The sequence below is a fragment of the Pseudomonas sp. UBA6310 genome, from assembly GCF_002438225.1.
In the GTDB taxonomy this organism is placed as follows: Bacteria; Pseudomonadota; Gammaproteobacteria; order Pseudomonadales; family Pseudomonadaceae; genus Pseudomonas_O; species Pseudomonas_O kuykendallii.
The window spans coordinates 9,430-19,090 of record NZ_DJTK01000062.1; the positions used below are offsets into that span (position 1 = coordinate 9,430).

The window sequence follows — 9,661 nt, forward strand, 5'->3', positions numbered from 1 at the left end:
GTATTTCGATCGCATCGATTCGATCGACATCCTCGACGTCAACGCCGGCTCCCATGGCAAGTACTTCGCCACCAATTTCGACCCGGAAATCAATTTCCGCGAATTCACCGGACAGGTGTGGAGCTGGCAGAACGCCCAGTGGACCAGCAACCGCATGTTCGAAGTCAAACGCACGGACGACCTGCCGGTCGTGGGTTCGCAGAACCTCTACCTGACCGGCCACGACGAAGTGCACTCGCTGTCGAAGAACCTCGACGTGCCCAACGTGCGTTTCTGGATGAGTTTCGGCGAGCACTACATCAACGTGTTCACCGTGCTGAACAGCCTCGGCCTGCTCTCCGAGCAACCGGTGCGGACCGCCGAGGGGCTGGAAGTGGTGCCGCTCAAGGTGGTCAAGGCCGTGCTGCCCGATCCCGCCTCGCTGGCGCCGGGCTACACCGGTAAGACCTGCATCGGCGACCTGGTCAAGGGCACCAAAGATGGCCAGCCGCGCGAAGTCTTCATCTACAACGTGGCCGACCACGAGGAAGCCTTCGCCGAGACCGACAGCCAGGGCATTTCCTACACCGCCGGCGTGCCGCCGGTGGCGGCTGCCCTGCTGGTCGCCCGTGGCGAATGGGACGTGCAGCGCATGGTCAACGTCGAGGAACTGCCGGCCGAGCCGTTCCTCCGCGCGCTGGACGTGATGGGCCTGCCCACCCGCGTGCGCGACGAGGCCGGCGACCGCCCCTGGGCCTGAGTCGTCAGCCACGAAAAACGCCCGGAAGGGCGTTTTTTTTGGTCCGCTTTCAGCGGGCCTTGCCGGATGAGCGGCCGGTAAACCTATCATGGGCCGGAGCGGCCGGGCGTTGGCGGGTTCCGCCCATGCACAGCGCCCGAAAGCGGCGGTGTGCTGGCCGGATCTGGCTCCGTGAAGCTGCGCTCAAGCAGCAGGCGGCTTTCGAGAGAAGAGAAAGGCGATGAGTGAAGTCACCCCCGGCAGGACCCAGGAGCCAGAGTGCGTCGAGCCGGTCAGCCTGCTTCAGGCGCTGCTGTTCTGGCTCAGGATCGGGTTCATCAGCTTCGGCGGGCCCGCCGGGCAGATTTCCATCCTGCATCAGGAGCTGGTCGAGCGGCGGCGCTGGATATCCGAGCGTCGTTTCCTGCATGCCCTGAACTACTGCATGCTCCTCCCAGGTCCCGAGGCGCAGCAGTTGGCGACGTACATCGGCTGGTTGCTCCATCGGACGTGGGGCGGCGTGATCGCCGGGGTGCTGTTCGTGCTGCCCTCGCTGTTCATCCTGATCGCCCTGTCCTGGGTGTACATCGCCCTGGGCGACGTCCCGCTGGTGGCGGGGATCTTCTATGGCATCAAGCCGGCGGTGACGGCCATCGTCGTGCAGGCCGCCCATCGCATCGGTTCCAGGGCGCTGCAGAACAAGGCGTTGTGGGCGATCGCCGCGGCCTCCTTCGTCGCCCTCTTCGCGCTCAACCTGCCGTTCCCGTTGATCGTGCTGGGCGCGGCAGTGCTCGGCTTCATAGGCGGCAGATTGGCCCCCGACACCTTCCAGGTTGGCGGCGGACATGCCGGAGCCAGGAACACCTTCGGTCCGGCATTGATCGACGATGACACCCCCATCCCTGAGCACGCGCGTTTCAACTGGTCGCGCCTGGCGGTTTTGTTGGTGACGGGTGCGGCGCTCTGGGTGCTGCCGATGGGCTTGCTGGTCCTCGCCTTCGGCTGGAACGGCACGCTGACCCAGATGGGCTGGTTCTTCACCAAGGCCGCGCTGCTCACCTTCGGCGGCGCCTACGCCGTACTGCCCTACGTGTACCAGGGCGCAATCGGCCACTACGGCTGGCTGACGCCCACGCAGATGATCGATGGCCTGGCCCTCGGCGAAAGCACGCCTGGCCCTCTGATCATGGTGGTGGCGTTCGTCGCTTTCGTGGGGGCCTACGTGCAGCAGGTCTTCGGCCCGGATCAGGCCTTTCTCGCCGGTGCCCTGGCCGCGACCCTGGTCACCTGGTTCACCTTCCTGCCGTCGTTCCTGTTCATCCTTGTGGGCGGGCCTCTCGTGGAGTCGACCCACAACGAGCTGAAGTTCACCGCACCACTGACCGCCATCACCGCCGCCGTCGTGGGCGTGATCCTCAACCTTGCCTTGTTCTTCGGCTACCACGTCCTCTGGCCCCAGGGTTTCGGCGGCGAATTCGACTGGCCGTCGGCATCGATCGCACTGGGCGCCGCGGTTGCCCTGTTCCGCTACAAGCGCAGCGTCATTCAGGTCTTGATCGGATGTGCCTTGGCCGGGCTGGCGGTGTGGCTCACCGCCGCCAGCCATTGAGCCCGGTTGTACGAGAAGGACTCGCGCCGCGGGGGCAAGGTCGAGCGCATTCGCGAGGGCGGCCATGCGCTTGGCTCTGGCGTATCAGATCTGCGAGAGGCCGCCGTCAACCATCAACTCGACGCCGTTGACGTAGCGGGCATCGTTCGAGGCCAGGAACAAGGCCGAGGTGGCGATCTCGTCGGGGCTGGCCATGTAACCCAGCGGCACGATGGCGGAGACCTGTTCGGTGAGCGCCTGGATCTGCGCTTCGTCCATCTTCAGGCCGTTGTCCATCAGCGGGGTGCGGGTGAAGCCGGGGCTCAGCACGTTGCTGCGGATTTTGCGGCCCTTGAGTTCGTTGGCCCAGGTTCTGGCAAAGGAACGCACGGCCGCCTTGGAGGCGTTGTACAGGCTCAGGCCTTCCATGCCGTTGCTGGAGCAGATGGACGCCGTCAGCACGATGGCCGCGCCGTCCTTGAGCAGCGGCAGCAGGGTCTGCACGGTGAAGAAAACGCCTTTCACGTTGATATCGAACATCGCGTGGTAACTGGCTTCGCTGGTCTCGCCGACGGGGTTCTTTTCGCAGATTCCGGCATTGGCGAACACCATGTCGAGCTGCCCATCGCGCTGCTGCACCAGGGTCTTGAGCGCATCGAGGTCGGCTTGCCGGCTGACGTCGGACACCACCGCGACCGCCCGTTCGCCCAGCGTGGCCACGGCATTGTCGAGCGAGGCGGCCGAGCGTCCGGTGAGGTAAACGCGTTTGGCGCCTTCGGCGAGCAGCGCCTGGGCGATGGCAAAGCCGATGCCGGTCGAGCCGCCGGTGACCACGGCGACCTGGTTGAAGAATCTGCCAGACATGGGTGAGCTCCTTAAAAGGGTGGGGTAATTACAGGGACTCGGCGCTGCCCGAGCGGGGCGCCGAGGCGTAGAGCGCCAGCAGCGCGGACAGGCTCAGGCACAGGGCGATGCCCAGCAGTGCGGCGATGAAACCGTGGGCCAGCGTGGCCGGGTTATGCGCCGGTGCGGCGACGGCGTAGAACAGCCCGCCGAGCACCGCTACACCGAGGGCAGCGCTGATTTGCAACGCCGAGTTGACCAGCCCGGAAACCATTCCCGAGCCACCGGCCGGGGCGCGGTCGATCACGCTGCGGATCAATGTCGGCAAGGCCCAGCCCTGACCGAAACCCAGCAGCCCGACGCCCAGGATCAGCGGCACCAGGGCCGGTCGTTCACCGGCCGCGGCGGCATCCACCGCCAGGCTCAGCACCAGGCAGCCCAGCGCCTCCAGCAGCATGCCCAGGGCCGGCACCCAACGGCCGAACCAGCGGATGGCGGCGGGTGTGGTCAACGGGCCGACCAGAAAACCCACGCCAAAGGGCACGAACATCAGTCCGGTGACCACCGGTGAAGCGCCGAAGGCGTCCTGCAGGTACACCGAAAAGGTCAGGAAAAACGCGGAGACCACATAGAAGAAAAGTGCGCCGACCAGCCCCGCCAGCAAGCGCGGCGATCGCGCCAGCTGGGGGCTGAGCAGCGGTGTACCGCCGCGCCGCTGAAGGGCCACTTCATGGCGCCAGAAGCCCACGGCTACCAGCGGCGCGCCCAGCAGCATCAGGCACAGCCACCACGGCCAGCCCAGCTCGCGGCCCTGAACCAGCGGCACCACCAGCAGCCCCAGCGTCAGCGCGCAGAGCAGCACGCCGAGGCGATCCAGCGACGCCGGAGTGGGGCTGCGGGTGTCGGGCAGAAAGGGGATGCCGGCCAGGAAAACCAGGGCCACGATGGGCAGGTTGATCAGGAAGATCACTCGCCACTGCAGCCCGAACACATCGGCCGCGATCAGCACGCCGCCGAGGACCTGGGCGACCACGGCGGCAAAGCCCAGCGCCGCGCCATAGACCGCCAACGCCCGCGAGCGCTCATGCTCGGGAAACAGCGCATGGATGGACGCCAACCCCTGCGGCGCCATGGCCGCGGCGCTCAGCCCCTGCAACACCCGTCCAGCGATCAGCACCGACGGTGAGGCCGCCAGCCCACAGATCAGCGAAGCCAATCCAAAGCCGGCCATGCCTGCCAGAAACACCCGGCGCCGGCCAAACAGATCGCCCAGGCGCCCTCCGGTGATCAGGAACACCGCGTAGGTGGCCGCGTAGGCCGAGATCACCCACTCGATCTGCGCCGGGGTCGCTCCAAGGCTCTGGCGAATGGACGGCAGCGCCACATTGACGATGAAGAAATCCAGCGGCGGCAGGAATGCGCCGGCCAGCAGCACGGCGAAGGCCAGCCAGCGGCGAGGTGCCGTGGCAACGGCAGCGGCTGGAGCTGAGGTAGAAAGCGTCATGGCAAGGTCTCCAGAAAACGGCACTTGCCCGGCAGGTTCGAAGAGGTCCCTGGCCTGGCCAGCGCGCCGCTACGTACACTGTCGAGCGGCATGAGAGTGGCCTGGCGACGCGGCCAGGCTGAACGTGGCCGAAGTTTGAAAGCCGGGAGGCGCTGGCGGGACTGCCATCGCTGCACATTGCGCGTTCATTTTTGTAAGGGGTGGCGGGGTGGATTGGGACGACTTGCGGTTTTTCCTGGCGATAGCCCGCGCCGGCTCCCTGGGCGCGGCGGCCAAACACCTGGGCGTCAGCCACCCCACGGTGGGCAGGCGTTTGCAGGCACTGGAGCAGGCCAGCGGCCAGGCCTTCTTCCGGCGCACCCGTGAAGGCCTCGTCCCCACGGCGATCGGCGAGGGCATCCTGAGCCTTGCAGAGGAAATGGAAAGCAGCGCGCTGGCCATCGCCCGGCGCATCGATGGCAGCGACGAGCAGCCCGAAGGCATCCTGCGTATTTCTTCGGCCGACTGGTTCGCCGGCTACGTGCTGGCACCGGTGCTGGGCGAGCTGGTGCGCCGCTACCCGGCGGTGGTACCCGAGGTGATTGCCGGGATGCGCCTGTCGGACCTCACCCGCCGCGAAGCGGACATCGCTTTTCGCATCGTGCCGTTCGATCAGCCGGACATCGTGCAGCGCCGGCTGATGAGCATGCCCTACGGCCTGTACGGCAGTGCCGCCCTGCCTTTCGAGCCCGGACCGGAGGGCGCCGGCTGCACGCTGATCCTGATGAACACCGCGCAGGCGTACTACCCCGATGTGCTATGGCTGCAGCGCATGCTGCCCGCCGCGCGCACGGTGTTCACCAGCAGCAGCCGCACCGTGCAGGCGCGGATGTGCGCGCAGGGGCTGGGTGTCGCGGTGCTGCCGCGCCTGCTGGGCGACCAGCTGCCGGCCCTGATTCGCCTGGACCTTGGCGAAGCGCCGCCGCCCCGGGATATCTGGATGGGCTACCACCAGGACATGCGGCGCCTGGACCGTCTGCGCGCGTTCGTGGAGCTGACCGGCGACATGCTCGGTAGCCACTGAGACACCGCCCGCCATGGCGCGGGTGCATCACTTGCATCGCCTTGGCTCAGGCGCCCCGGAACACCCGCTCCAGTCCGCCCAGCGTCAACTCCACCAGGCGCTCGTCGCTGACCGCATCCGGTACCTGGATCACGCCGTGGATCATCAGGGAGGCCAGGCCGTGGATGTAGGACCAACTGGCCAGCGCGGCGGCGCGCACGTCGGAAGCCTCCCGGGGCAGGGCGAGTTCGTCGGCGATGATCCGTTCCAGTCGGCCGAAGGCTTCGTCCCGTGCTTCGGCGAGCGCGGGCAGGGTTTCGCCGCTGACGAATTCCGCGCCGAACATCAACTGGTAGATCGCCGGGTTGCCGCGGGCGAAGCGCAAGTAGGCCAGGCACACCTGCAGCAGTTGTCCGCCGCCGATCCTGTCGTCCGAGAGCACCTGGCTGAGTTCGCGAAAGCCCTGGGCGGCGAGGTGGGCGAGCAGTTCGCCGCGGCTGGCGAAGTGGTGATAGGCGGCGGTGGGGCTCACGCCGACGCGTTCGGACACGGCGCGCAGCGACAGTTTCCCCGGACCTTCTTCATCCAGCAGCCGGCGGGCCGCGTCGAGCAGTTGCGGAGCGAGGTTGCCTACGTGGTAGGTGTCGCGCTTGCGGGGCGAAGGCTTCTTCGGGGCGGTCTGCATGGGCGGGCGCTGAGAACGGGAGGGAGCGAAATCCTAACACGCGGAAGAATCTTGACAGTGATAAGTTATGCTCCGTAATCTCGCTCCATTCGCGGCCTGTAGCGGTATTCGAGAGATCCATGCAGCGAACGCGTAGCGCGCCCACGGCGCAATCCGCCGCCGCACCGGCGGCTCCAACAACAAGAAGAAGGCACAGACATGAGCGACCTACAACTCCAGCCGGCTGCGGCAACTTCCCTGCAACGCTGGCACGCGATGGTGGCCGAAGCCGACCTGAGCGCGCTGCCTGAGCTGCTGGCACCGAGCGTGGTGTTCCGCTCGCCGATGGCGCACAGCGCCTATCCGGGTGCGCCGGTCGTGGCGACGATCCTCAACACGGTGATCAAGGTCTTCGAGAACTTCACCTATCACCGCCAACTGGCGAGCGCTGACGGGCTGAACGTCGTGCTGGAGTTCAGCGCCCAGGTGGGTGGCAAGGAACTCAAGGGCATCGACATGATCCGCTTCGACGAAAGCGGCAAGATCGTCGATTTCGAGGTGATGGTCCGGCCAATGAGCGCGTTGCAGGCGCTGGGCGCGGAGATGGGCGCACGGCTCGCGCCCTACCTGGCGGCGCACAAGGCGAAGAGCGCCGGCTGATCAGACGCGGTGGGCGCCGCCCTCGAACTGGGGCGGTGGTTCGCGCGGCGCTTCGGGTTTCTAGCCGGCGGCGCCGATCCGCTGCGTCCATTCGCTGGGGCTTGCCCCGACCTTGCGACGGAACGCCCGGGCCAGCGCGGACGGGCTTTCGTAACCCACTTCGTCGGCGATCAGGGCGATCGGGCGTCCTTCGCGCAGACGTTTCTGCGCCAGGCTGACGCGCCAGCCGGCGAGGTAGTTCGCCGGGGTGCTGCCCACCACCTTGTGGAAACGGGCCGCGAAGCTGGCGCGCGACATGCTCGCGGCACTGGCCAGCTCGGCGACCGACCAAGGCCGGGCAGGCTGGTCGTGCATCAGCGTCATCGCCCGCGCCAGGCGCAGGTCGGCGAGCCCGGCCATCATCCCGGTGGAGATCGCGCCATCATTCATCAGTTGCCGGAACAGCTGGATCAGCATCAGCTCGATCAGCCGGTTGAGGATCGCGTCGCGTCCGCAATCCTCGCCGAACGCCTCGCGGAACAGCCAGTCCAGGCTGCCGCTCAGCGTCGGCAGCTCGTCCAGCGGCAGCACGATATGGCTGGGCAGCGCCTGCGACAGCGGGTTGTCGACGCCACCGCTGAAGTTCAGCGTCGCGCAGACCAGCTCCGCGTGGTCGGCTTCGCTGGCCACCAGTTGGTGCGCCTGCGGCCGCGCCAGCAACACCAGGCTGGGCCTGTCGATGACGGTGGCCGGGCCGTTGCCCTCGCGAAAGCTGATCCTCCCCGAACGCAGCAGGTGGACGTAGCCACGTTGCTCCTGGCCGGTGAAGCCGCTGATACCGCAGAAACCACCCAGGTGGAACGCAGAGGCGTGCAGGCTGAAGTGCTCCATCAGTGCGGAGAGTCGATCCATGTTCGGCTTCTCGTTTAGACGATCAGTCGCATAACTTCGACGATTTGGATCCAAAAGGAAAGGTCTGCTGCCTACCATCGGTTCCAGGGTTGTCGATCGACCACCCACCACCGATTGGAGAATCACCATGACCCGCATCGCCGCACTGCCCCTCGAACAGGCTCCCGCCGCTTCCCGTCCACAACTGGAAGCCCTGCAGAAGAGCCTCGGTTTCGTCCCTAATGCGTTCAAGACCCTGGCCCACTCGCCCGCGGCCCTGGGCGGTTACCTGGCATTGGCCGGGGCCATGGCGAAGAGTTCGCTCAGCGCCGCGGAGCGCGAGACGGTCGCCCTGGCGACTTCGCAGGTCAACGGCTGCGAGTACTGCCTGGCCGCGCACACGCTGTTCGCCGGCAAGGCCGGGCTCGACGCCGAGGCCATCGGCGAAGCACGACAGGGCCGCCTGAGCGCGCTGGCGCTGTTCGCCCGGCAGGTGACCGAGAGCCGTGGCCAGGTCAGCGATGCACAACTCGCCGCGGCACGCGCCGGCGGTTTGAGCGATGCGAAGATCGTCGAGCTGATCGCCCAGGTCACCCTGCTCACGCTGACCAACTACCTCAACAACGTCGCCGCCACCGACATCGACTTTCCGCCCGTGAGCCTGTGAGCCTGTGAGCACGGCAGACAGAGGAGCAAGCGCAATGAAACCGGTAACCCTCTACAGCACGAGTCACTGCCCCTACTGCGTCAACGCCAAGTCGTTGCTGGCGCGCAAGGGCGTCACCCCGAACGAGATCGACGTGGGGTCCTCGCCGCAGGCCCTGGCGCAGATGATGGAGCGCACCCGGCGCCGGACGGTGCCGCAGATCTACATCGGCGAACTGCACGTCGGCGGTTTCGACGACCTGGCCGCCCTGGAGCGTCGCGGCGAGCTGGACGGGCTGCTGCAAGGCTAGTGCGAACGACCGGCGCGGCGCCGGGCGCTTCAGGCGTCGCGCAGCAGGTCGTTGGCGTCGAGCAGGCGATAGGCGATTTCGGGGCGTTTTTCCAGCGCCCGGCGGATCGCCGAAGGGATCGATTGGCGGGTTTTGCGACAGAGGCCGGGCAGGGGATCGATCTGGATCTGCAGGCCGCGCATGCTGCGCACTTCGTTGAAGCCGGGGCCGATCTCCAGGCGGATGCCGAGTTGCTCGTACATGCGCCGCTGCATGTGCTCGAGGTCGGGAAGGTCGGCGAGATTTTCCAGGCGTTCGAGCAGGCGCTTTTCCTCGCTGCGGGTGAGACCGAGGATGCGCAGGTCGGCGCCCGGGGTTTCGTGCAGGCGTTCGCGCTCGCAGTTGCAGGCGCCGGGCGGGCAGGGTTGGCGGGTCAGCGGAGGCGTCATGGGCTCCGATCATAGCCATCCGCAGTGGCGCTTGCCCACTGCCGCGCGACGGGTGCGCAGGGCCGAGTGGTGGCGATTCGTTCGCACGGCGGCGTGAGCGGCACTTACAAAAAAGGCGGTCCGTCTGGATCGCCTTTTTCGTTGCCTCTTCGACATCTCGATCAGCCCAGCGCGCGTCGCGGGGGCTGGCGCAGCGGCGCGCCTTCGGCCTTGTAGTAGCGCGTTTCGCTGCGCGGCAGGGGCGTGACGCCGCGAATCCTGTCGGCGATTTTCTCGGCGATCATGATGGTGGTGGCGTTGAGGTTGCCGGTGATGATCTGCGGCATGATCGAGGCATCCACCACGCGCAAGCCCTGTACCCCGTGTACCCGGCCCTGGCCGTCCACCA

The 9,661-nt window shown here is 67.0% G+C and carries 12 protein-coding genes; 6 read left to right on the plus strand and 6 right to left on the minus strand.

The window, feature by feature from the left end:
* On the plus strand, positions 1-739 hold a 739-nt coding region (locus B3E91_RS14910; protein WP_287030166.1), incomplete at its 5' end, for a saccharopine dehydrogenase family protein.
* A gap of 220 nt (positions 740-959) precedes the next feature.
* A complete protein-coding gene (chrA, locus tag B3E91_RS14915; RefSeq protein ID WP_287030167.1) occupies positions 960-2,327 on the plus strand; it encodes a chromate efflux transporter in 1,368 nt (455 codons plus the stop codon).
* Between the two features lie 84 nt (positions 2,328-2,411).
* Here chrA and B3E91_RS14920 read toward each other — a convergent pair whose 3' ends face one another.
* Together B3E91_RS14920 and B3E91_RS14925 are read right to left on the minus strand one after the other, a co-directional pair.
* A complete protein-coding gene (locus B3E91_RS14920; protein ID WP_287030168.1) occupies positions 2,412-3,170 on the minus strand; it encodes an SDR family oxidoreductase in 759 nt (252 codons plus the stop codon).
* A 28-nt stretch (positions 3,171-3,198) separates the two neighbouring features.
* Positions 3,199-4,653: an MFS transporter gene (locus B3E91_RS14925; protein WP_287030169.1), complete on the minus strand. Its 1,455-nt coding sequence runs from the start codon at positions 4,651-4,653 to the stop codon at positions 3,199-3,201.
* 208 nt (positions 4,654-4,861) lie between these two features.
* Between B3E91_RS14925 and B3E91_RS14930 the strand changes: the two genes are divergently transcribed.
* Entirely contained in the window at positions 4,862-5,716 is an 855-nt protein-coding gene (locus tag B3E91_RS14930) for a LysR family transcriptional regulator (RefSeq protein ID WP_287030170.1), read from the plus strand.
* Positions 5,717-5,762: 46 nt separating this feature from the next.
* On the opposite strand, the gene B3E91_RS14935 is transcribed toward B3E91_RS14930, so the two are convergent.
* The gene (locus B3E91_RS14935; RefSeq protein WP_287030171.1) at positions 5,763-6,380 is read right to left on the minus strand and encodes a TetR/AcrR family transcriptional regulator; all 618 of its coding nucleotides are present in this window, start codon (positions 6,378-6,380) and stop codon (positions 5,763-5,765) included.
* Positions 6,381-6,578: 198 nt separating this feature from the next.
* Between B3E91_RS14935 and B3E91_RS14940 the strand changes: the two genes are divergently transcribed.
* The gene (locus tag B3E91_RS14940; protein ID WP_090231553.1) at positions 6,579-7,019 is read left to right on the plus strand and encodes a nuclear transport factor 2 family protein; all 441 of its coding nucleotides are present in this window, start codon (positions 6,579-6,581) and stop codon (positions 7,017-7,019) included.
* Positions 7,020-7,079: 60 nt separating this feature from the next.
* Here the strand turns inward: B3E91_RS14940 and B3E91_RS14945 are convergent, their stop codons facing one another.
* The gene (locus B3E91_RS14945) at positions 7,080-7,910 is read right to left on the minus strand and encodes an AraC family transcriptional regulator (RefSeq protein ID WP_273229616.1); all 831 of its coding nucleotides are present in this window, start codon (positions 7,908-7,910) and stop codon (positions 7,080-7,082) included.
* Positions 7,911-8,037: 127 nt separating this feature from the next.
* Between B3E91_RS14945 and B3E91_RS14950 the strand changes: the two genes are divergently transcribed.
* The gene (locus B3E91_RS14950) at positions 8,038-8,556 is read left to right on the plus strand and encodes a carboxymuconolactone decarboxylase family protein (protein ID WP_287030172.1); all 519 of its coding nucleotides are present in this window, start codon (positions 8,038-8,040) and stop codon (positions 8,554-8,556) included.
* Positions 8,557-8,590: 34 nt separating this feature from the next.
* On the plus strand, positions 8,591-8,845 hold the full coding sequence (grxC, locus tag B3E91_RS14955; RefSeq protein ID WP_273229620.1) for a glutaredoxin 3: 255 nt from the start codon (positions 8,591-8,593) through the stop codon (positions 8,843-8,845).
* A 29-nt stretch (positions 8,846-8,874) separates the two neighbouring features.
* Here the strand turns inward: grxC and B3E91_RS14960 are convergent, their stop codons facing one another.
* Positions 8,875-9,273 (minus strand): hypothetical protein, encoded by a 399-nt coding sequence (locus B3E91_RS14960; protein ID WP_090231557.1) that lies wholly within the window; start codon positions 9,271-9,273, stop codon positions 8,875-8,877.
* A gap of 161 nt (positions 9,274-9,434) precedes the next feature.
* Positions 9,435-9,661: GMC oxidoreductase (locus tag B3E91_RS14965; protein WP_287030173.1), on the minus strand; the 227-nt coding region annotated here is incomplete at its 5' end.

Excerpts from the sequence above, each read along its gene's own strand:
- chrA (WP_287030167.1), top strand. The coding sequence starts at position 960 with ATGAGTGAAGTCACCCCCGGCAGGACCCAGGAGCCAGAGTGCGTCGAG.
- B3E91_RS14920 (WP_287030168.1), bottom strand. The coding sequence starts at position 3,170 with ATGTCTGGCAGATTCTTCAACCAGGTCGCCGTGGTCACCGGCGGCTCG.
- B3E91_RS14925 (WP_287030169.1), bottom strand. The coding sequence starts at position 4,653 with ATGACGCTTTCTACCTCAGCTCCAGCCGCTGCCGTTGCCACGGCACCT.
- B3E91_RS14935 (WP_287030171.1), bottom strand. The coding sequence starts at position 6,380 with ATGCAGACCGCCCCGAAGAAGCCTTCGCCCCGCAAGCGCGACACCTAC.
- B3E91_RS14940 (WP_090231553.1), top strand. The coding sequence starts at position 6,579 with ATGAGCGACCTACAACTCCAGCCGGCTGCGGCAACTTCCCTGCAACGC.
- B3E91_RS14945 (WP_273229616.1), bottom strand. The coding sequence starts at position 7,910 with ATGGATCGACTCTCCGCACTGATGGAGCACTTCAGCCTGCACGCCTCT.
- B3E91_RS14950 (WP_287030172.1), top strand. The coding sequence starts at position 8,038 with ATGACCCGCATCGCCGCACTGCCCCTCGAACAGGCTCCCGCCGCTTCC.
- grxC (WP_273229620.1), top strand. The coding sequence starts at position 8,591 with ATGAAACCGGTAACCCTCTACAGCACGAGTCACTGCCCCTACTGCGTC.
- B3E91_RS14960 (WP_090231557.1), bottom strand. The coding sequence starts at position 9,273 with ATGACGCCTCCGCTGACCCGCCAACCCTGCCCGCCCGGCGCCTGCAAC.